This is a genomic window from Acinetobacter sp. 24-47-39, from assembly GCF_056783825.1.
Map to the genome: position 1 here is coordinate 1 of NZ_JBWYIP010000022.1, position 18,637 is coordinate 18,637.

The 18,637-nt window shown below is 39.1% G+C and carries 25 protein-coding genes; 15 read left to right on the forward strand and 10 right to left on the reverse strand.

The features are described from left to right. The 4 genes from AC1M9C_RS14585 to orn all read right to left on the reverse strand — a co-directional run. A partial coding sequence (locus AC1M9C_RS14585) for a hypothetical protein (RefSeq protein ID WP_481596688.1) occupies nt 1–130 on the reverse strand: 130 nt, incomplete at its 3' end. A 162-nt stretch (nt 131–292) separates the two neighbouring features. Beyond that, a complete protein-coding gene (locus AC1M9C_RS14590) occupies nt 293–1,096 on the reverse strand; it encodes an enoyl-ACP reductase FabI (RefSeq protein ID WP_092768909.1) in 804 nt (267 codons plus the stop codon). Nucleotides 1,097–1,256: 160 nt separating this feature from the next. Further along, nucleotides 1,257–1,991: a Bax inhibitor-1/YccA family protein gene (locus tag AC1M9C_RS14595; RefSeq protein WP_481953948.1), complete on the reverse strand. Its 735-nt coding sequence runs from the start codon at nt 1,989–1,991 to the stop codon at nt 1,257–1,259. A 181-nt stretch (nt 1,992–2,172) separates the two neighbouring features. Further along, a complete protein-coding gene (orn, locus tag AC1M9C_RS14600; RefSeq protein WP_035270788.1) occupies nt 2,173–2,727 on the reverse strand; it encodes an oligoribonuclease in 555 nt (184 codons plus the stop codon). Between the two features lie 124 nt (nt 2,728–2,851). Here orn and rsgA point away from each other — a divergent pair, with 124 nt between their 5' ends. From rsgA to secB, 4 genes are all read left to right on the forward strand, one after another. After that, nucleotides 2,852–3,910, forward strand: a complete 1,059-nt coding sequence (rsgA, locus tag AC1M9C_RS14605; protein WP_180000511.1) for a ribosome small subunit-dependent GTPase A — start codon at nt 2,852–2,854, stop codon at nt 3,908–3,910. Between the two features lie 92 nt (nt 3,911–4,002). Continuing rightward, nucleotides 4,003–4,416, forward strand: a complete 414-nt coding sequence (locus AC1M9C_RS14610) for a rhodanese-like domain-containing protein (RefSeq protein WP_035270792.1) — start codon at nt 4,003–4,005, stop codon at nt 4,414–4,416. Between the two features lie 12 nt (nt 4,417–4,428). Further along, nucleotides 4,429–4,686, forward strand: coding sequence for a glutaredoxin 3 (gene grxC / locus AC1M9C_RS14615; RefSeq protein WP_035270794.1), 258 nt, complete (start codon nt 4,429–4,431; stop codon nt 4,684–4,686). A 23-nt stretch (nt 4,687–4,709) separates the two neighbouring features. Then, nucleotides 4,710–5,168 (forward strand): protein-export chaperone SecB, encoded by a 459-nt coding sequence (gene secB, locus AC1M9C_RS14620; RefSeq protein ID WP_035270796.1) that lies wholly within the window; start codon nt 4,710–4,712, stop codon nt 5,166–5,168. Nucleotides 5,169–5,231: 63 nt separating this feature from the next. Here the strand turns inward: secB and coaBC are convergent, their stop codons facing one another. Next, the gene (gene coaBC / locus AC1M9C_RS14625) at nt 5,232–6,497 is read right to left on the reverse strand and encodes a bifunctional phosphopantothenoylcysteine decarboxylase/phosphopantothenate--cysteine ligase CoaBC (protein ID WP_481953949.1); all 1,266 of its coding nucleotides are present in this window, start codon (nt 6,495–6,497) and stop codon (nt 5,232–5,234) included. A gap of 115 nt (nt 6,498–6,612) precedes the next feature. Here coaBC and radC point away from each other — a divergent pair, with 115 nt between their 5' ends. Beyond that, the gene (radC, locus tag AC1M9C_RS14630) at nt 6,613–7,299 is read left to right on the forward strand and encodes a RadC family protein (protein ID WP_035269684.1); all 687 of its coding nucleotides are present in this window, start codon (nt 6,613–6,615) and stop codon (nt 7,297–7,299) included. A gap of 103 nt (nt 7,300–7,402) precedes the next feature. After that, complete coding sequence (locus AC1M9C_RS14635) at nt 7,403–8,314, forward strand: bestrophin family protein (RefSeq protein WP_035269686.1); 912 nt, start codon at nt 7,403–7,405, stop codon at nt 8,312–8,314. A 64-nt stretch (nt 8,315–8,378) separates the two neighbouring features. Here AC1M9C_RS14635 and AC1M9C_RS14640 read toward each other — a convergent pair whose 3' ends face one another. After that, complete coding sequence (locus AC1M9C_RS14640; RefSeq protein ID WP_481598081.1) at nt 8,379–9,233, reverse strand: PHP domain-containing protein; 855 nt, start codon at nt 9,231–9,233, stop codon at nt 8,379–8,381. A gap of 44 nt (nt 9,234–9,277) precedes the next feature. Between AC1M9C_RS14640 and AC1M9C_RS14645 the strand changes: the two genes are divergently transcribed. From AC1M9C_RS14645 to mnmC, 4 genes are read left to right on the forward strand one after another with little or no spacing between them, the layout of a single operon-like run. Next, complete coding sequence (locus AC1M9C_RS14645) at nt 9,278–9,892, forward strand: inner membrane-spanning protein YciB (protein WP_035269690.1); 615 nt, start codon at nt 9,278–9,280, stop codon at nt 9,890–9,892. 31 nt (nt 9,893–9,923) lie between these two features. Further along, entirely contained in the window at nt 9,924–10,226 is a 303-nt protein-coding gene (locus AC1M9C_RS14650) for a YciI family protein (protein ID WP_035269693.1), read from the forward strand. A 1-nt stretch (nt 10,227) separates the two neighbouring features. Beyond that, nucleotides 10,228–10,662 (forward strand): SH3 domain-containing protein, encoded by a 435-nt coding sequence (locus AC1M9C_RS14655; protein WP_481953953.1) that lies wholly within the window; start codon nt 10,228–10,230, stop codon nt 10,660–10,662. A 32-nt stretch (nt 10,663–10,694) separates the two neighbouring features. Further along, nucleotides 10,695–12,599, forward strand: coding sequence for a bifunctional tRNA (5-methylaminomethyl-2-thiouridine)(34)-methyltransferase MnmC2/FAD-dependent 5-carboxymethylaminomethyl-2-thiouridine(34) oxidoreductase MnmC1 (gene mnmC / locus AC1M9C_RS14660; protein ID WP_481953950.1), 1,905 nt, complete (start codon nt 10,695–10,697; stop codon nt 12,597–12,599). A gap of 48 nt (nt 12,600–12,647) precedes the next feature. On the opposite strand, the gene AC1M9C_RS14665 is transcribed toward mnmC, so the two are convergent. Continuing rightward, the gene (locus AC1M9C_RS14665) at nt 12,648–12,959 is read right to left on the reverse strand and encodes a rhodanese-like domain-containing protein (RefSeq protein ID WP_180000521.1); all 312 of its coding nucleotides are present in this window, start codon (nt 12,957–12,959) and stop codon (nt 12,648–12,650) included. A 91-nt stretch (nt 12,960–13,050) separates the two neighbouring features. Between AC1M9C_RS14665 and AC1M9C_RS14670 the strand changes: the two genes are divergently transcribed. Together AC1M9C_RS14670 and AC1M9C_RS14675 are read left to right on the forward strand one after the other, a co-directional pair. After that, the gene (locus AC1M9C_RS14670) at nt 13,051–13,539 is read left to right on the forward strand and encodes a YajQ family cyclic di-GMP-binding protein (RefSeq protein ID WP_035269703.1); all 489 of its coding nucleotides are present in this window, start codon (nt 13,051–13,053) and stop codon (nt 13,537–13,539) included. 28 nt (nt 13,540–13,567) lie between these two features. Beyond that, complete coding sequence (locus AC1M9C_RS14675; protein ID WP_481587135.1) at nt 13,568–14,068, forward strand: DUF4442 domain-containing protein; 501 nt, start codon at nt 13,568–13,570, stop codon at nt 14,066–14,068. Between the two features lie 72 nt (nt 14,069–14,140). Here the strand turns inward: AC1M9C_RS14675 and AC1M9C_RS14680 are convergent, their stop codons facing one another. From AC1M9C_RS14680 to AC1M9C_RS14690, 3 genes are all read right to left on the reverse strand, one after another. Further along, nucleotides 14,141–14,509, reverse strand: a complete 369-nt coding sequence (locus tag AC1M9C_RS14680) for an acyl-CoA thioesterase (RefSeq protein ID WP_218945426.1) — start codon at nt 14,507–14,509, stop codon at nt 14,141–14,143. Between the two features lie 80 nt (nt 14,510–14,589). After that, nucleotides 14,590–15,015 carry a thioredoxin TrxC gene (trxC, locus tag AC1M9C_RS14685; protein WP_481953951.1) on the reverse strand — a complete coding sequence of 142 codons (426 nt, stop codon included), beginning with the start codon at nt 15,013–15,015 and terminating at the stop codon, nt 14,590–14,592. Continuing rightward, complete coding sequence (locus tag AC1M9C_RS14690; protein WP_481587134.1) at nt 15,012–15,911, reverse strand: alpha/beta hydrolase; 900 nt, start codon at nt 15,909–15,911, stop codon at nt 15,012–15,014. The genes trxC and AC1M9C_RS14690 overlap by 4 nt, the downstream gene beginning before the upstream one ends. A gap of 123 nt (nt 15,912–16,034) precedes the next feature. Between AC1M9C_RS14690 and AC1M9C_RS14695 the strand changes: the two genes are divergently transcribed. The 3 genes from AC1M9C_RS14695 (at nt 16,035) to AC1M9C_RS14705 (ending at nt 18,479) form a co-directional block, all read left to right on the forward strand. Then, on the forward strand, nt 16,035–16,370 hold the full coding sequence (locus AC1M9C_RS14695) for a protein tyrosine phosphatase family protein (protein ID WP_035269714.1): 336 nt from the start codon (nt 16,035–16,037) through the stop codon (nt 16,368–16,370). Beyond that, complete coding sequence (locus tag AC1M9C_RS14700; protein WP_092768903.1) at nt 16,363–16,788, forward strand: protein tyrosine phosphatase family protein; 426 nt, start codon at nt 16,363–16,365, stop codon at nt 16,786–16,788. The genes AC1M9C_RS14695 and AC1M9C_RS14700 overlap by 8 nt, the downstream gene beginning before the upstream one ends. Nucleotides 16,789–17,105: 317 nt before the next feature. Continuing rightward, entirely contained in the window at nt 17,106–18,479 is a 1,374-nt protein-coding gene (locus tag AC1M9C_RS14705; protein ID WP_481953952.1) for a dihydrolipoyl dehydrogenase, read from the forward strand. Nucleotides 18,480–18,637 lie beyond the last annotated feature (158 nt).

Sequence of the window (18,637 nt, forward strand, 5' to 3'; positions counted from 1 at the left end):
CATGGCTGCCATCGATGCGTTGTAGGAAGACTTGGCTATTCAGTTGTGAATGACTGAATTGGATGTGGAGGGCTCTGTTTTGGGCGGTTAGGCCGAGCTGTTCCAATGCCGAAAAGATGTTGGCAAGCATGGTTATTATCTGTCTTTTATAATTTAATAAGGCTAAAGAATTTCTTAATATTTAATCAAAAAAAATACGATTTACCTAGTCTTGGTTACATAAATGAACTTTAAAAAATGTAAAAAAAATCGGCAATAAATTGCCGATTTTTATTTCTTATTAAGATGAGATTTATTCTGTTAGCATTAAATCTGCACTCATACCCACCGTATTGTAACCAGCATCTACATATAAAATTTCGCCAGTAATACCATTCGCCCATGGTGAACATAAGAATAATGCCGCATTACCTACATCTTCAATCGTAACATTACGCTTTAAAGGTGCAACCTTTTCATTCAGATCAAGCATCTTACGGAAAGACTTGATACCTGAAGCCGCAAGCGTACGAATTGGACCAGCTGAAATCGCATTGACACGAATTCCTTCAGCACCCAAACTTGAAGCCAAGTAACGAACACCAGCCTCTAAAGATGCTTTCGCCAATCCCATAACATTATAGTTTGGCATCACACGCTCTGAACCTTGGTAAGTGAGTGTGAGCAAACAGCCCTGACGAGCAGTTAAAAGTGGTTTTGCCGCACGAGCCATGGCAATAAAGCTATAGGCACTGATGTCATGTGCGATTTTAAAACCTTCACGATCAGTAACTTCAGTAAAATCACCATCTAAAGTATGTGCTGGTGCAAAACCAATTGAATGCACTACGCCATCCAAACCATCCCAATGTTTTGCTAATTCAGCAAATGCTTGTTCGATTTCAGCATCAACAGCAACATCACATGGAAAAACTAGTTTTGAACCAAACTGTTCAGCAAAGTCATCAACACGCTTCTTCATTTTTTCATTAGGATAGGTAAATGCCAATTCTGCACCTTCACGGTGTAGAGCTTCTGCAACACCGAATGCAATCGACAATTTACTCGCAACACCCGCGATTAAAAAACGTTTACCTGCTAATAGTCCTTGTGCCATGTGACTCTCACTCAAATTAATTTTCATGCATGATGCCAAGTCTAGAGCATTTACGAAATTGCATAATGCATCTTTTTTCAAAAAATTGTTAAACCGAATTAGACGCTAAAAAAAGATCAGACATCAGTCTGATCTTTTTACACGCCTTAGCTGAACTACATTAGTCATTACTAGACAGTAGACCAATTAAACGCAAGAAAGAGAAATACATCCAAACTAAAGTGGCTAACAAGGCAATACCACATAACCATTCCATCGCTTTAGGCGCATATTGAGCTGCGGCATTTTCAATCAGGTCGAAATCTAAAATTAGATTTAATGATGCAATAATGGCCACAAAAGCTGCAAATCCTAAACCTAGCCAATTATTATCAAATATATATGGAATGCTCGAACCAAAAGCTAAACTCATAATGAATTGGAGAACAAATACAATCGCAATCGCAATGGTGGCTGAGAACACAACCGCTTTAAATTTCTCAGTCGCACGAATAATTTGAAAACGATAAAGCGCGAACATCACCAAAGTCGTGACAAATGTTGCGAGCAAAGCCTTTAAAGGAACACCAGGATATTTCAGTTGAAATATGACTGAAATCCCCCCTAAAAATGCACCTTGAAATAAAGCATATGGAATAGCCAAAGTTCGAGCAGTATTCGGCTTAAAAGTAGTAATGAGTGCCAGAATGAATCCACCAATCGCCCCCACCATCGCACTGGCATAAGCGAGTGAGACATTTAAAGTCATAAAGCTATAAATAAACAGCGCGATACCCACCGCTGCCGAAATCACAGTTAATACAACAGATTTCTGAATCGCGCCTTGAATCGTCATGGGTTGTTGATAATTGGATACAGTCTCTACACGGGTTAAAATCGGATTACTACTTTGCATAACTTAGTCTCTGTTATCATTCTTAAATTTTCACTATTCTGAGATCAATCAACATAAAAGTCAGTTTATTTTTTGCTATCAATTTTTAATCATTTTAATTAATACTTTGTTCTTTCGATCATTTATAAAATCTATAAAAAAAGAGGCCTTAGCCCCTTTTCTAAAAATGCAACAGAACTTTTTAATTATTTGAGATGAAAAAATATTGACGGTAATACTTCAATTCAGCAATTGAGTCACGAATATCATCCATCGCAAGATGAGAAGCATTTTTCTTTAAACCACTCATAATTTCTGGGCGCCAGCGTTTTGCTAACTCTTTAACAGAAGAGACATCCAAATTACGGTAATGGAAGAACTGCTCAAGCTCTGGCATTAAACGATGTAAGAAACGGCGATCTTGGCAAATTGAGTTTCCACACATTGGAGATGATTTTGGATTGACCCATTTTTTTAAGAATTCAAGTGTTTGTTGCTCAGCATCTTGCGCAGTTAACTTACTACGGCGTACGCGTTCAATAAGTCCAGATTGCCCGTGCTGACGTGTATTCCATTCATCCATCGCATTTAAAATAATATCTGACTGATGTACAGCTAACACTGGGCCTTCAGCAAGAATATTTAAATGATCATCTGTAATAATCGTTGCAATTTCAATAATTTGATCATTGTCTGTATCTAACCCTGTCATTTCAAGGTCGATCCAAATTAAGCGGGTATCTGGGGTGCTGCTCATAAAGTGCAATCTTATTGGGCTAAATTAAAGATGGATAGTAGCAAATTATTCCGATCTTGGCTGTAAATCCATGGCTCATCATGCTATTTTTGCCATCTAAATTTCAAGGTTTTTTAGGTTGTGAATGGCTTTAATTCGTAAGCGTCGTTTGACAGAGCAACAACAACGTCGTATTCAGAAACAACATCAAACACGTCAAGAAGAAATCGACACGTCTCACGACTTAGAAGGCTTAGTCGTCCAACACTATGGTCGACAACTCGAAGTACAAGCCCTCTCCTTGCCTGATCAACATCCAATAAAACCAGATACCAAAGAAGGTGAGCCAGAACCTTTTTGGAAACCTATTGAATTGAATAGCGTTTGGCGCTGTCATACCCGTACCAATTTAGAATTATTGGTTACAGGTGATCGCGTAAAATGGCAAGCAGATCCAAATACTGGCTTAGGTATTATCACAGCGATTCAACCGCGACAATCTTTGTTGACTCGCCCAGATCGTTATCACAAAGTAAAACCAGTAGCTGCAAATATCAGCCTGATCGTCATTGTGATTGCACCGTTACCAGAACCTGCACCAACCCTAATTGATCGTTATTTGGTTGCATGTGAAGATGCCAATATTCCAGCTTTATTAGTATTAAACAAATGTGATTTACTGAAAGAAAATGATCCAATTTTGCTGTTAGCAGAAGAATATCGTCAACTTGGTTATGATTTCATCCTGACCCAATCCAATGGTAATTTAGATGAGTTGATTCAACGTATTGACAACCAAACTGTTGCATTTGTAGGTCAATCAGGTGTTGGGAAAAGTACACTTATTAATGCCATCATTCCTGATGCTGATCAAAAAACCAATGTCATTTCAGAAAACTCCGCACTCGGTCAACATACCACGACCTCAACACGTTTAATTCGTTTTGGTGAAAATGGTGCTTTAATCGACTCCCCAGGTATTCGTGAATTTGGCTTATGGCATCTAGATCATGAGAAAATCGATGGTGGCTTTCCTGAAATTTCTGCACTCTTAGGACATTGTCAGTATCGCAATTGCACCCATACGCACGAAAAGCAATGTGCGCTTAAAGAAGGTGTCAAAAATGGTGATATTTTACAAAGACGTTTAGAAAGTTATTTACGTCTAATTGATGAGATTACTGAGGCGCAACAAAAAAATTAGTTTTCTTTAAGTCCACCCTTGAAGCGGTGATTTTGATCACCATATATATACGTTATACTCAACGCAGTTTTTAATTAGTCATTAGGTGATTTGTGGAACGTTGGTTCGAATTTATGGGGAATCACCCCTTTTTATTTGCAATTTTAGGGGCCCTTATTGTTTTGTTTTTCGTTTTTGAAGGACAACGTAGTGGTCGTAAAATTTCGCCACAATCGCTCGGAATTTTAGTGAAAGCTAAAAATGCGATGCTGATTGATTTGCGCGATGCTAAAGATTTCCGTGAAGGTCATATTAGCGGTAGTCGTAATATTCCATATAGTCAAATTGCTGCAAATGTTGAAGAATTAAAAGCTGCGGACCGTCCATTGGTATTCATTTGTAATTTAGGCCAAGTTGCAGGCTCTGCTCTACAACAAGTCGGTCATACAGATAGTTATCGTTTAGACGGTGGCATCAGTAACTGGAAAGCTCAAGGCTTACCTTTAGTAAAAAGCAAAAAAGCTTAAGGAGTTTGTAAAATGACAGCTCAAGTGACTGTATATTCAACAACGATGTGTCCTTATTGCGTACGTGCAAAGCAACTCCTTGAACGTAAAGGCATTGAGTACAAAGAAATTAATTTATCAAAAGAAGCACCTGAGGTTCGTGTTGAGTTAATGCAAAAAACCAACCACCGCACAGTGCCACAAATTTTCATTAAAGATCAATTCATCGGTGGTTTCGACCAACTTTATGCTTTAGAGCGTGAAGGTAAACTAGACGAATTATTGGCATAATCACTAAATCTAAGGAATTAAGAATGAGTGAAGAACAACAAGTTCAACCACAATTAGCATTAGAACGTATTTATACAAAAGACATTTCTTTTGAAGTTCCTGGTGCTGCGGTTTTTACAAAAGAATGGCAACCTGAGTTAAACATCAATCTTTCTTCATCAGCTGAAAAGGTAGATCCAACTCATTTTGAAGTTTCTTTAAAAGTGGTTGTACAAGCTGCGAATGCAGGTGAAACTGCATTTATCGTAGACGTAACACAATCAGGTATTTTCTTGATTGATGGCGTTGAAGATGAACGTCTTCCGTACATTCTTGGTGCTTATTGCCCTAATATTTTGTTCCCATTCCTTCGTGAAGCGGTGAATGATCTTGTAACTAAAGGTAGCTTCCCTCAATTACTTCTTACACCGATTAACTTTGATGCTGAGTTTGAGGCGAACATGCAACGCGCTCAAGCTGCCGCTGCTGAAGGTCAAGCTTAATGGTCTGATTAAGTTTACCCTTATAAAAAAGACCGCATTTGCGGTCTTTTTTATATCCTACATTTAAACAGGTCGTTTTTCTTGATGTAATGCATCATGGATAGCTTCAACCAATCGTTGTGCAATTTCTTGCTTTGAAGCTTTTTCAAGATCACGTTTTTCCATTTCATATTGTTCAGCAAAAAACACAGTCATCGCATTTTCATCTGAAGCAAAACCAATATCCGCTCTTGAAACATCATTGCATGCGATCATATCTAGTTTCTTAGCCACCAATTTACCTGCGGCATATTCTTCAACATTACGCGTTTCAGCTGCAAAACCGACCATAAATGGACGTTTGTCTTGTAAAGCTATCGTCGCCACGATATCAGGATTTTTAACAAGAGAGACAGCTAACTCATCACCAGCTTTTTTGATTTTATGTTCCGCAACTTCTGCAACACGATAATCCGCTACGGCAGCTGTCGCAATAAATACATCACATCCTGTTTCCAACTGATTCATGCTTAAATCAAGCATCTGTCTCGCTGAAGATACATTTAAACGCTTCACCCCATTCGGTGTATCTAAACTGACAGGACCCGCAATCAGTGTCACCTCAGCACCTGCTGAATAACATGCAGCAGCAATAGCAAACCCCATTTTTCCAGTGCTGTGATTTGAAATATAGCGCACTGGATCAATTGCCTCTCGAGTTGGACCTGCGGTAATCGTCACTTTTTTACCCGCCAGCAAGCCAAATTTTTCTGCAATTGCACGCTGCGCTTTATGGAAATATTCTCGTACCTGTTCAGCTAAATCTTCAGGCTCAGGCATACGTCCTAATCCAACATCGCCACACGCTTGAGAACCCGCCTCAGGCATAATGACATGCACACCATCATCGACCAAAGTACTCAAATTGCGCTGTGTTGCTTTAGCCGCCCACATTTGTTGATTCATGGCTGGTGCGATCCAAACAGGTGCTTTTGTTGCCAAATAGAGTGTACTGAGTAAATCATCCGCTAGTCCGCAAGCAAATTTAGCAATACTGTCACAACTGGCAGGAGCGACAAGCACCAAATCCGCCCATCGTGCTAATTCGATATGCCCCATTCCAGCTTCAGCTTCTGTATCTAGAAGTTCAGTATGTACTGGATTACCCGACAATGCTTGAAAGGTAAGCGGCGTAATAAAAGCTTGGGCACCTTGAGTCATTACAACTCGGACATTAAATCCGTAATCTTTAAGTCGGCGTACTAAGATGGCACTTTTATAAGCAGCAATACCACCAGTAACAGCAAGAATAATATTTTTATTGGAGAACACACTAAGATCAAAACTCAAGATCACGTCACCTTTTTATTGCAGTGGCGCTCACAATAGCATTAAATATTCTGCCACCCAAGATATACCTTGGTGAATATTCAAAAGTTAAAATAATTTAAAACAGTGAATAATAATGAATAATTCGATCAAACAATGGCCCGAACAAGAACGACCGAGAGAAAGATTACTCCGCCAAGGTGCTCATAGCCTCTCTGATGCAGAACTGCTCGCCATCTTTTTAAGATCAGGATCTCAACAACACTCTGCAGTCGAATTAGCAAGATTGATGTTGCAACATTTTGGAAGCTTAAATGCAGTGTTTGATGCATCGATAGACGAAATTCGCATGTTCCATGGCATGGGAGACACTAAATACTCTCAATTGATGGCTGTAAAAGAGCTTGGACGGCGTTACTTGCAACATCAATTGAACCAACAAATTGATTTAAGTCGCTCTGATTTAATTCAAGATTATCTTCGTTATGAACTTATTGGCGAATCTCAAGAGATTTTCGCGGTACTCTGTTTAGATGCAAGGCTCAGAAAAATTAATTTTAAAAAATTATTCTTTGGTTCTACTAACCACTGTGCAGTTTCAATTAATCAGTTTATTCGACATATCATCCACACTCAGGCGAGTGCTGTGATTATTGCACATAATCATCCGTTAGGAATTCCTCAGCCCTCAATTGACGATATCAATTTGACGAAATCTTTAAGTAGAGCTTGTAATTTAATTGAGGTTAAATTACTCGATCATGTCATCATTTCCACCGAAGGCAGCTACTCTTTTATGGAGCACCAACTGATCCGAGAATAAGTCTATAAATTACAGAATAAAATTGCTCGAAGTTTCCATTTTTTATCATTGACAATACTCGCTGAACTAGTGAAGATCATAGAAAAATGAAAGATTGATTTACATGATTGTTCGTGATCAAACCGATACGCTAAAACTATTATTTTCATGGCGTGGAACCATCTTACCGAAGGTATTACCTCCACTTGGAATCGTTATGCTGATTTCAGCAATCGTGGGGGGAATTGAATATATAAATCTCTATAGATTCCCTGAAATTCCTTTGGTTGGGTTTACACTGATCGGAGTAGTATTGTCGATTTTTTTAGGTTTCAAAAATTCGGCGTGTTATGACCGTTGGTGGGAAGCGCGTAAATTATGGGGGAGCTTAATCGCCAATGCTCGACATTTCGATCGAGACTGCCGGATCTTGCCGCAAGGTCGTCGTGAACGTGTAATTCAGCATATGATTGTTTTTGCTAACGTACTGCGTGACCGTCTTCGTCATCAAACAGTCAGTCCCGATGCTTTGCATCAAACCAGTGGCATGAGCCCACAAGCTTTAACTCAACTTTACCAGCAAGCCAATGCACCACAATACACATTAAGTTTGATTCAATGGGAGTTGATGCAGTCACTGAAAGAAGGCGAAATTTCAGACATTATTTATACACAAATGAACCAACATGTAACTGAATTAAGTTTGGTTCAAACAGGCTGTGATCGTATTGCTACAACTCCTTTACCTTATGCTTATTCAGTACTCTTAAACCGTACCGTTTATTTTTTCTGTTTTATGCTTCCATTTAGTTTAGGCTCGGTGCTCGGTTTGGCGACGCCACTTTTAGTCGGTATTTTAGCATATACGTTTTTGGGGCTTGATGCGCTCAGCTCTGAAATAGAAGAGCCTTTTGGTACACAAAGTAATGATCTTCCACTCGATGCCATGGTTCGTACAATCGAGATTGAACTACTCGGGACTTTAGGAAAACCAACTCCTCCACCGATCCAAGCACAAGATCACAACTTACTTTGATTCATGACAACTGAATGTCTTATCGCCGCCTGAAATTCTCTTATCTGTTGTTATAAGAGAATTTCTATACAATAAAACTTTCCCAGATGCCAACCTGCCCCTCTTTCACTTGAGGGATATTCCCCAATTTTATCCATGGCATATTATCTCCATGGAAATCACTTCCAACTGATACTTTAAGCCCAAATTCGGCAATCATTCGGTCTACCATTTGTCGCGTCGAGGTAGGCTCAATCGCAGGTGGCAACTCAACTGCGTCGCCTCCGTAACGTGCAAATATTTCAATTAAATAACGAATGTTCGTCGCAGATAAATCATAACGGGTAGGATGTGCCAAAACAGCAAACCCTTGAGCCTCATGAATTACACGTATCGTTTCCTCCAGACCAAGTCCTTCAAACTGAACATAAGCTTTTTTACCTTCTTTGATATATTTGTCAAAAGCTTGTTGCGGACGTGAAACATGACCCTTCTCGACCAGCGTCTTCGCAATATGGGTTCGTGTCACACGATCAGGTATACCCTCGACCTTCGCAACCACATCCGCGTAAATATCCTCTCCAATAAGAGGCTTCAACAATTCACAGATGAGTTGAGCACGTTCAGCTCGAATCATCTTTTGTTGTTCTAGTAGCTTATGCAAAGGATCAGGTGATTGCATATTCAGTGCGACCACATGCACACCATAACTTTTTTTGGTCGAAGGTCTAGACCACTGACTTGAAATTTCCACACCTGAAATAATTTGAATTGGTTGATTTTTTGCAACTTTTTCAGCCAAAACCAAACCATCCATGCTATCGTGGTCAGTCAGTGCAAGGGTATGTATCCCTTTTTCGAGCGCAGCTTGAACCAGTAACTCTGGCGACAAAGTTCCATCAGAAATATTACTATGTGTGTGTAAATCTACGCCTTGCATCTTTTATACTAATCCTTCCACCTGAACTGCATAGATACTTTAACATGAAAGCACTTTTAGACTTTGTGCCACTCATAATTTTCTTTTGGCTTTACAAAACTGTCGATCCCAAAGATAACAATCACCCTTTACTGCAATGGATCGGCTCTGCAGGTGGCGTCGATAATAACCATATTCTCGTTGCTACAACGGGCTTAATCATTTCTATGCTCGTGGTCTACGGTGCATTATTTGTCCGCCAAAAATTTCATCTTGATAAACAACAATGGATTGTTTTATTTATGACGGTGATTTTTGGTGGGATTACTCTCATGTTGAGTGATGATTTTTATATTCGTCTCAAAGCAGCGATCTTGAATTTTGTATTTGCTGGTGCTTTCTTAATTTCACCTTATTTTGGTAAAGACCGCAAACCTCTCATTCAACGCTTATTTGGTCCTATTTTAAATTTAACACCGCAGGGATGGAAAAATTTAAACTATGCTTGGGCCGCGATGTTTGTTGGTATGGCATCATTGCATATTTTCTTTGCTTTCGTGTTCATGGATGGAAAATATTGGGGTGAATTTACTGCTTTTGGTGACATGATTGTGATGTTTTCATTTATCATTATTCAATTCATCATTTTACGAAAACACTTTAAATCTGCAGAAGAATAATCGTGTTGAAAGAGGATATAGAGATTTCGCCATGCCCTTATTTGTAGTGACGTGTACCGACCAAGAAGGTACTGTTGAAAAACGCTTAGCAACACGCCCACAACACCTTGCACGCCTTGAAAAACTGGCTGAGGAAGGTCGCGTAATCGTCGCTGGCGCGATGCCAAAAGATCGTAATAACCCACAAGCTGGATTTTATGGCAGCACCCTTATTTTAGATTTTGAAAGCCGTGAAGCGTTAGATGAATGGTTAGCAGATGAGCCTTTTTTAAAAGAAGGTATTTATGCCAGCATTGACGTAAAACCTTTTAATAAAGCATTACCACATGAATAAGATGATGAATTTGACACGCTCTGCTCTTTTCATCAGTTTTGCATTGGTATCTTCAGCTTGGGCTGAACCCGCAGCAACTACTGCTGCACCAGCGAATCCAGCTGCACAGTCTCAGCCAGCAACACCTACGCCTGCAAAGCCACTTACAGCTGAACAAATTGCACGAAATAAAGCGCTTCAAGAAGCAAAAGTAAAGGCTTTAGTCAAAGACCAAGCAACACGTCTCCAACAGCTTGAAAAAGCAAACCTAGAAGCTTTAGCACAGAATCAAGAATTACAACTAAAAAATGATAATTTAGGTGTACAAATTCAGGTGCTTCAAAGTGAACGTAGTGCTCAAATGTTTTTGTACGGTGCAGCAACAATGGCTGTCGGTATTTTTGTCGGCTTTATTATTGCCAGTTACATCTATACAAAACGACGTCGTCAGTGGTAAACCACTGACACGCTTTTCAAAGGTTTCAAATTTTGACTCAGGCCATTCAAACTGCTGATCTCGATTGGCAACTCGTTGATGGAATCGATATTCCAGTTTCTAAAATTTTCGGTGATGTTTATTTTTCAAAAGCCAATGGCCTTCTTGAAACGCGTCATGTCTTTATCAATGGTAATGATCTACATGAACGCCTATCGGACTTAAAACCATTTGAACATTTCACAGTCGGAGAAACTGGCTTCGGCACGGGTTTAAATATCCTCACCCTTTGGCAACTTTGGCAATCAATTCGTCCAAATAATCATAGTCAACTGCATGTCATTACGGTGGAAAAATTTCCATTGAGCAAGGCTGATCTGATCCGAGCTTTAAATGCTTGGCCTGAACTGAAACATGTATCAGATCAACTCATTGCCCAATATCCACTGCCGATTGCAGGATGCCACCGCCTTCATTTTCCAGATGAGCGTTTTAGTATTGATATTTGGTTAGGTGATGCACATGATGTTTTTCCAGTCATTGCCAAAACTAGCACTGTCAATGCATGGTTTTTAGATGGATTTGCTCCTGCCTGTAATCCAGATATGTGGGAAGATCAAGTTCTGAATCAAATTATTCGACTATCAGATATTGGAACTACTTTTGCCTCTTTCAGTGTTGCTGGAATCCTCAAAAGAGGATTAAAAAAACACGGCGTGAAAATTACACGCCCAAAAGGGTTCGGACACAAACGTGAAATGCTAAAGGGAGTTTTACTGCCTTTAGACGAAGAGGCTGAAAAAAGTGAGCTCTCTCCCGAAGATTACCAATACAAACCACACTCAAGTTCTCAACGCCGTATAGGCATTGTAGGCGCTGGAATTGCGGGTTTAAGTTGTGCCTATGCCTTTGCATTAAGAGGTCACCGCGTCAGCCTATTTGACCGCCATGAGCCATTAAGTGGCGCGTCAGGAAATCCTCTGGCTTTATTGAATCCCAAGCTCTGTCCAATTGAACAAAGTGCCGATCATTTAATGACATTAGCATGGCAACATGCAATGAACCATTATTCAAAATTTGAAGCCTTTGACGCCGCGCAAGTCCATCAAATCCCTCTTAAACACGCTGATGAACTTCTCGATCTTGCAAATCAATATCCAGAAAACATACTCGAAGCAAATTGTGCTGCTAAAAACAGCCTGTTCAACCAAGCATTCCTCACCTTGAAACAGGCTGGAACAATCAGACCACATGATTTGGCTAAAGAAATATTATCGAATGAACTGATCGAATTTCAGCAAGCGACAATCAAATCGTGGGATCTACTTGCCAATCATCAAGTCGGTATAACAGATCATGTTGGACAACAATATCAATTTGACCATGTGATTATTTGTTGTGCCCGTGAAAGTATGAATCTTTTTGATGATTTCCCGATTTTAAAACCAATACGTGGTCAAGTTAGCTGGTTTAACCATGTTTCATCCACACAGTTCAAGAAACATGAAGCATATAGCTATGGTGGCTACTGTATGCCTTTAAATGATCATCAAATCATTTTAGGTGCTTCTTTTTACCCTAATCGAGATGATCAAGATGTTCTTGATGAAGATCATGAACATAACTACAGGTTACTTGCAGATTTCGCACCAGATATTGCTGCACAATTTCCTGACCATCATTCTTGGCATGGTAGAGCTTCTGTTCGTGCACAAAGTCAGGATTATTTTCCGCTTTTAGGTCAGGTTGAATCTGATACTGAAATTTATACACTCTCAGGTTTGGGCTCTAAAGGCTTTTTATTTGCTCCTTTGTGTGCTGAAATTCTAGTGGCTCAAATCTTAAAAACAGCATGCCCTGTATCTGAAACTTTACTCAATAAACTCAATGTTCATCGATTTAGAAAGAAAGTAAGAATAAAGAAGCCATATTTTCAGGCTAAAACTCAATCACCATGATTTATTGAAACTAAAAAAGCGCCATAAGGCGCTTTTTTTCAACCATGATTAACCTTGCTCTAAAGGTAATCCTGCCTCACGAGCAGCACGAGTACCACCCATTAAGACCACATATTCACGTGAACTATCAAAGCCTTCTAATAGTTCTGCAGCACGTGGTGCTTTACTTCCGCCGCCACATAAAATGTAAATCGGTTGATCCGCTGCAACTTGAGTCAGACTATCTGCTGAAAGTGTGGAAATCGGTTGGTTCACCGCTCCTTTCACATGTGCTTCAGCATAAGCACTTGTATCACGTACATCCCAGATAATCGCGTCAGCTGGGAACTCAAATGTTGTAATTTCTTGTTTACGGATCATTGCGCACTCCTTTGATGTAAACAACACTTGGCAAATGAAGAAAACATCCCTAGCATCTCAGATATTCTTTCTATTTGTAAAGGTCTAAACTATGCCATCTTTCGATATTGTTTCAGAATTAGAGATTTTTGAAGTAAATCATGCAGTTCAAAACACACAAAAGGAAATCGGAACGCGTTTCGACTTCCGTGGTCAAGACGTTTCGATCGAATTAAACGAAAAAAATAAAGAAATTAAGATCTCGACTGAAAGTGACTTCCAATGTGAGCAAGTTTACAACATGCTGGAAAATCACTTTTATAAACGTAAAGTCGACGTTCAAGCACTAGATCCGCAAAAAATGACAGCATCTGGCAAAAATGTCATTCAAGTGATTAAACTTAAAGACGGTCTTGACTCTGATACAGCAAAAAAAATTAATAAAGCCATTAAAGAAAGTGGTATCAAAGTGCAATCTTCTATTCAGGGCGATAAAATCCGAGTCACTGACAAGAAGCGCGATACATTACAACAAGTTATGGCGTTCTTAAAAGAACAACAATTCGGTATCCCACTTCAATTTAACAATTTCAAAGACTAATCTCTTTGCTCCATCATAGGAACTGATCATGGCAAAAGGCAATCGTTTATCTAAGTTAGTAAAAGCGACATCTAAGTTTCCACAAGGTATCCGTAGTACTTTATGGAGCAAAGCTTTTGGCCGTGTCGTTCCAATGGTGGGAACTGCCAAATTACGTTATCTTGAAGTTAGTCATGCTAAAGTTGTCGTTAAAATCGAAAACCATAAAGCAATGCAAAATCATATTGGTCAAGTGCATGCATGCGCAATGGCGCTGATCGCTGAAACAGCTACAGGCTTTGTTACCGGCATGAATGTACCCGATACCTCAATTGTATTAATAAAAAGTTTAAAAGTAGATTTCAAACGCCCATCTAAAGGTGCGATGACCGCAGTCGCTACATTGACTGATGATCAACAAAAACAGATGCAAGAGTCTGAAAAAGGTGAGACCCTTGTCAAAGTGATCGTGACAGATGAGTCTGGCGAAGAACCAATTCAATGTGAAATGCTCTGGGCTTGGATTTCGAAATCTCAACTTAAGCAATAAAGCTCATGATCATATTGATCCTAAAAAAGTTTCCCTAATAAAAAATCCCAACAATGTTGGGATTTTTTGTGATTAGATGCTTAGAGATTCTTGAAACTTTTGTTTAACATCATCTGGAATCTGGCGTTTTGCCCCTTTTACATCCACCGCAACAAAAGTGAAAACACCTTCTGTCACTCTTTTCGCTGGACGTGAAGAGTCGTGACTATCCCATACTTCAATTTGCATTTGAATTGAGGTATTTCCGAGCTTTAAAATTTTAGTATAACAACTAATGACATCACCTACCTTAACAGGCACAAGGAATGTCATTTGATTAATTGCAATGGTTGCACAGCGACCTTTTGTATAACGCTCTGCATGAATAGCTCCAGCCAAATCCATTTGTGAAACAATCCAACCACCAAAAACATCCCCACTCCAGTTGGTATCTGCAGGCATAGCAATGGTTTGAAGGGATAATGTACCTTCTGGCTTAAGTTGAGAATCTGACACAGTTACTCCAAATATTGGCCTATTGGTTAAGTATTTAATTGCTGATCTAACCAATCTTGTAATTGATTTGCACGTAATGCACCACTTATTCTAGCAATTTCATTCGTTTTATTCATCAATACCAACGTTGGAATACTACGAACATTAAAGGCAGCACTTAAACGCGGATTCGCTTCAGTATCTATCTTCGCAAAAACCACATGCGGATTTGATTTAGCTACTTCAGCAAAATGCGGTGCCATCATTTTACAAGGTCCGCACCATTCTGCCCAAAGATCAATCAATACTGGTAAATCACTGTTGGTAATAAAGTTACTAAAGTTTTGCTCATTCAGCTCAATAGGGGCAAGCGGAATCAAATGCTCATGACATTGACCACAATTCGGCTGAGATTGGATTTTATCTTCAGGTACACGATTTTTTGCGCCACAAGATGGACAAACAACAATCATGAGTTTACTCCTCTATTTTGATCTAAGAATTCTAATTGAAGCTTGATTGCGCTTTCCATCCAATTTGCTTGATAAATATCAAAATGTGTCATATTCCACTCATGGTATTCCACATAAGGTGCCATATTGGTTGCAGTTTCACGACTAATCTCTATGGGGATAATTGCATCTTTCTTGGCAGCTATAAATAACACAGGAATTTTAATACTTCTTGCCGTAGTAATCGGTCGAAATCGTATGACGTCTAACATAGCTCTTGCAGGCACCTCACCGCTCCAATAATAGTTTGAATCGACGATCGACATATACCCTTGATAACTATCCTGACTCGGGTAGAAACTTAATGCATAGGGATGAACGACAGGCATTGTTTTTCCAATACGTCCAACTTTGGCTGCCATTAAATCCTGACTCGATAACTTTAAAGCCTGCGCCATATGTTGAATTGGATATATTTTACCGCTGGCATTTCCATCCACAAAGGGTACTTGCGCTATTGCAGCCCAAATCCCATTTAACTCAGATGCAAGTTTTAGAACATATCCGCCACTCAGACCCGTTCCCCATAAGAAAAGGTGGTGCCCATCAACCAAAGGGAATAATTTGATATGCGCAATCACAGCATACCAATCTTCTAGCTGCTGACGGACAGAGACCATTTCTCTTGGTTTACCCGTACTGCCTCCCCAACAACGATAGTCAAAGAGTACAACCGCAAAACCTGCTTGAGCAAAACGTTGCGCATATTGGATTAATTTGAATTGACGTAATCCTGCAAAACCATGCGCCATAATAAGCACAGGAGGTCTTTTAACTTTGACAGGCAAATAAAGGTCAGCAGCGATCAATTCATTTGCTTTTTGTACGTACAGCGGCTCTACGGTGTAATCGTACATAGGTGCTCCATGCATGTATTCATACGATTTTTATTTTAAATTTTTTGTGTCGATCACAGCTCATATCAGAGCGAGATGCTATGATAGTAGCATAGTCTTTTAATTTATTTTGGGAGTGACGCAATGAGTGAAAATGTAGGTTTTGCTGGTCAAATTGGGCCAGAACATTTAGTTCAAGTTGTTGAAAAAGGATTTAAATCTGTGATTAATAATCGCCCCGATATGGAAGGCGGACCAGAACAGCCAACAAGTGCCCAAATTGAAGAAGCTGCACGCGCTCAAGGCTTAGATTATGTATATCAACCTGTAGTTGCAGGTCAAATTACTGAGCTTGATGTTCGTACTTTTGCAAATCATTTCAATGAGCTACCAAAACCAGTATTAATGTTCTGTCGTACGGGAAATCGCTCTAACAATCTCTACCAATTAGCAAAACAAATGGATTTGCTTGATGACTAAGATGTGGTTTAGATTCATCCTTTCCACCTTCATTTTTAGTATCGTAACGCTAAGTCATTCAGCATCAGAACCGCTCAGTAAAGCACTTAATCCATCTGTGAGTGTATCGGGCCATATGACGTCTACAAAATTCAATGCCTTAATGCAGCAGGGATTTAAGTCTGTGATCGTTAACCGTCCTGATCAAGAATCAGGTAACGAAACAACTGCAAGTGAATTAAGAGCTTTAGCCGAAAAGTCTAAAATCAGTTTGATTTACCAACCTGTTATTTCAGGTCAAATAACAGATGCAGATGTTCATGAGTTTGCGAAGTATTACAATAGTCTACCTAAACCTATACTTTTAGTATGTAAGTCAGGTAGTCGTTCTACGTTACTATTTAATAAAGCAAATTCATTAGGACTCATTCATGAATAAAATTTGTATTGCATTATGTTGTTCGTTTCTTTTATTCGGTTGCACATCGATGAATGTAAAACCAACTGTTGGTGTGCATGCAGGTACATCATTGTAAGATGAATATATCTTATTCATTTTAAAGGCGCACAAGCGCCTTTTTCTTTCATCTTCTTTCAATAACAACCATGAAAATACTTAGTTTTAAATAATACAAATTTTCAATAATGTGGATATCACCAAAAGTTAAAGGTTTAAGTGTAATAATTTGAAAAAAAACCTTCTTCATCGAAGGTTTTTTTATATAGTGAATTCAACTCATTCTTATTCAATACAATATGTACGATATCATTATTATTGGAGCTGGTACTGCTGGTATTTCAGCTTATAAAGAAGCCATTAAAACTACACAAAATATACTTGTTGTGAACGACGGTCCGTGGGATACCACTTGTGCTCGAGTAGGTTGTATGCCGAGTAAAGTTCTAATTTCATCAGCTAATCTTGCCTATAATGCGAGAACTTCAGAACAACTTGGGCTAAAAATTTCTTCTCAAATTGACACTACAGATGTTATGCAACATGTACAGCAATTACGTGATCGATTTACTAAAGCAACATTGAAGGACGTTAATTCATGGCCTACAGCGCACAAAATTTCAGGTCGCGCAACATTTGTAAATGCAAACACAATCAATGTTAATAATAAGAAATACCAAGCTAAATCGTTCATTATCGCTGTTGGTTCAAGACCAACAGTAAATCAAAATTGGCAACAAAAACTTGGTCATTTATATTTAACTTCTGATCAAGTCTTTGAAATACCTACTTTACCAAAAAGTTTAGCTGTAATTGGAAGCGGTGTCATTGCAATCGAACTTGCACAAGCCATGCAGCGTCTAGGTGTAGAAACAACAGTTTTTGCTCGCAGTAAAAAAATTGGTTCATTGACTAGCCCAGACTTACAAACGCTTGCTCAAGAAATATTCTCAAAAGAATTAAATATCAAATATGAGATTTTACCCGAGCAGGTTGAGAAATTAGGCGAAGATAAGGTTCAAATTAACTTTATCGAAAATGGTAGCAATAAAGCTATAGAAGTTGATTACCTATTATCTGCGACTGGTCGTACTACGAATTTAGATACGTTAAATATTCAACATATAAATGATGAATTTATTGATCTAAAGCAACTACCTGTTGATCCAACCACTAAACAGCTTGGTGACTACCCCATTTACATTGTAGGTGATGCATTTACTTCAACGCCTATCCAGCATGAAGCGTCTTATGAAGGTAAATTGGCGGTTCATAATTGCCTCAATCAACATCAATCGAGTCAGAAAAAAAGTCTTACCCCATTGGGTATTATGTTTAGTTCGCCAGAAATGGCAGGGATCGGCTCCAATTATCAAACACTGCGTAAAGCCAATCATGAGTTCGTTACAGGTATCGTATCCTACGAAAAGCAAGGACGAGCGATTGTAAATGGACAAAATATTGGGGCTGTAGAGGTTTATGTCGATCGACACTCACGTAAACTTCTCGGAGCAGAATTTCTTTGTTATTCAGCAGAACATTTAGCACATTTGCTCGCTTGGGCTATCTCCAGTGATCTTACTGTTGATGAAATTCTAGATCACCCTTTCTACCATCCAACGGTAGAGGAAGGCCTAAGAACTGCGTTAAAACACGCTCGACGACAACTTTAATCTATTATTTGATACAAGGCCCTCTAATGAGGGCTTTTATTTTTATATCTTTAATTCATTCTTTACTGCATAAAAAAACACCCCCTTCTATTGAAGGGGGTGTTTAGAATAATGAGCTGGCGATGACTTACTCTCACATGGGTAACCCCACACTACCA

What these genes read in the sequence shown, in the direction of transcription:
- secB (WP_035270796.1), top strand. Translation starts at nt 4,710, where the DNA reads ATGAGTGAAGAACAACAAGTTCAACCACAATTAGCATTAGAACGTATT.
- AC1M9C_RS14595 (WP_481953948.1), bottom strand. Translation starts at nt 1,991, where the DNA reads ATGCAAAGTAGTAATCCGATTTTAACCCGTGTAGAGACTGTATCCAAT.
- trxC (WP_481953951.1), bottom strand. Translation starts at nt 15,015, where the DNA reads ATGATTGTTGTTTGTCCATCTTGTGGCGCAAAAAATCGTGTACCTGAA.
- AC1M9C_RS14640 (WP_481598081.1), bottom strand. Translation starts at nt 9,233, where the DNA reads ATGCAAGGCGTAGATTTACACACACATAGTAATATTTCTGATGGAACT.
- AC1M9C_RS14675 (WP_481587135.1), top strand. Translation starts at nt 13,568, where the DNA reads ATGGCAAAAGGCAATCGTTTATCTAAGTTAGTAAAAGCGACATCTAAG.
- AC1M9C_RS14700 (WP_092768903.1), top strand. Translation starts at nt 16,363, where the DNA reads ATGACTAAGATGTGGTTTAGATTCATCCTTTCCACCTTCATTTTTAGT.
- AC1M9C_RS14635 (WP_035269686.1), top strand. Translation starts at nt 7,403, where the DNA reads ATGATTGTTCGTGATCAAACCGATACGCTAAAACTATTATTTTCATGG.
- AC1M9C_RS14705 (WP_481953952.1), top strand. Translation starts at nt 17,106, where the DNA reads ATGTACGATATCATTATTATTGGAGCTGGTACTGCTGGTATTTCAGCT.
- AC1M9C_RS14695 (WP_035269714.1), top strand. Translation starts at nt 16,035, where the DNA reads ATGAGTGAAAATGTAGGTTTTGCTGGTCAAATTGGGCCAGAACATTTA.
- AC1M9C_RS14590 (WP_092768909.1), bottom strand. Translation starts at nt 1,096, where the DNA reads ATGGCACAAGGACTATTAGCAGGTAAACGTTTTTTAATCGCGGGTGTT.
- grxC (WP_035270794.1), top strand. Translation starts at nt 4,429, where the DNA reads ATGACAGCTCAAGTGACTGTATATTCAACAACGATGTGTCCTTATTGC.
- orn (WP_035270788.1), bottom strand. Translation starts at nt 2,727, where the DNA reads ATGAGCAGCACCCCAGATACCCGCTTAATTTGGATCGACCTTGAAATG.
- AC1M9C_RS14680 (WP_218945426.1), bottom strand. Translation starts at nt 14,509, where the DNA reads ATGCCTGCAGATACCAACTGGAGTGGGGATGTTTTTGGTGGTTGGATT.
- AC1M9C_RS14645 (WP_035269690.1), top strand. Translation starts at nt 9,278, where the DNA reads ATGAAAGCACTTTTAGACTTTGTGCCACTCATAATTTTCTTTTGGCTT.
- AC1M9C_RS14690 (WP_481587134.1), bottom strand. Translation starts at nt 15,911, where the DNA reads ATGTACGATTACACCGTAGAGCCGCTGTACGTACAAAAAGCAAATGAA.
- AC1M9C_RS14670 (WP_035269703.1), top strand. Translation starts at nt 13,051, where the DNA reads ATGCCATCTTTCGATATTGTTTCAGAATTAGAGATTTTTGAAGTAAAT.
- AC1M9C_RS14650 (WP_035269693.1), top strand. Translation starts at nt 9,924, where the DNA reads ATGCCCTTATTTGTAGTGACGTGTACCGACCAAGAAGGTACTGTTGAA.
- rsgA (WP_180000511.1), top strand. Translation starts at nt 2,852, where the DNA reads ATGGCTTTAATTCGTAAGCGTCGTTTGACAGAGCAACAACAACGTCGT.
- radC (WP_035269684.1), top strand. Translation starts at nt 6,613, where the DNA reads ATGAATAATTCGATCAAACAATGGCCCGAACAAGAACGACCGAGAGAA.
- AC1M9C_RS14665 (WP_180000521.1), bottom strand. Translation starts at nt 12,959, where the DNA reads ATGATCCGTAAACAAGAAATTACAACATTTGAGTTCCCAGCTGACGCG.
- AC1M9C_RS14655 (WP_481953953.1), top strand. Translation starts at nt 10,228, where the DNA reads ATGATGAATTTGACACGCTCTGCTCTTTTCATCAGTTTTGCATTGGTA.